The sequence below is a fragment of the Actinomadura napierensis genome (assembly GCF_039529375.1).
In the GTDB taxonomy this organism is placed as follows: domain Bacteria; phylum Actinomycetota; class Actinomycetes; order Streptosporangiales; family Streptosporangiaceae; genus Spirillospora; species Spirillospora napierensis.
Genome location: NZ_BAAAMR010000404.1, coordinates 1 through 541, shown reverse-complemented (window position 1 = coordinate 541; position 541 = coordinate 1). Strand labels below are relative to the sequence as shown.

At 39.6% G+C, this 541-nt stretch carries 1 protein-coding gene and 1 pseudogene; both read left to right on the top strand.

Going from position 1 to position 541, the window contains the following annotated elements; translation table 11 throughout:
* Window positions 1-274, top strand: a pseudogene (locus ABD296_RS50170) (hypothetical protein); the annotation flags it as partial.
* Between the two features lie 11 nt (window positions 275-285).
* The coding region (locus tag ABD296_RS50165; RefSeq protein ID WP_344285793.1) for a nicotinamide phosphoribosyltransferase domain-containing protein at window positions 286-541 on the top strand (256 nt) is incomplete at its 3' end.

Sequence of the window (541 nt, the reverse complement as noted above, 5' to 3'; positions counted from 1 at the left end):
CAAAATTTTAGGTACACATGTACATGCGACTGATTTATCAGGCCTCACAGCGGTCATTACCGATGATATTTGCGACGGCGGTGCAACCTTTATTGGTATTGCCAAAGAACTGCGTCGCCTCAATTGCCATAAGGTCGTTCTATATGTGACCCACGGTATTTTTAGTAAAGGAATAGAGGTTTTTAATGGACTGTTAGATCAACTGTTTACCTCAGACAGCTTTCCACAACAACCATCAGACAAAATTTCAGTAATTGCTTTTGCAGCAAAATAAAGAGAATAAAGATGACGATTAAACTGAATCCATTAAACGCTATCGATTTTTATAAAGCTGATCACAGACGTCAGTATCCAGCAGGCACAGAGTGCGTGTACGCAAACTTTACACCGCGTTCATCTCGACTCGCTAAAATGTTGCCTGACTTTGACGATAAAGTTGTGTTCTTTGGTCTTCAGGGTTTTATCAAACACTTTTTAATCGATACATGGAATGAAGGCTTTTTTAAGCAACCTAAAGACAAAGTCGTGGCTGCATATAAAC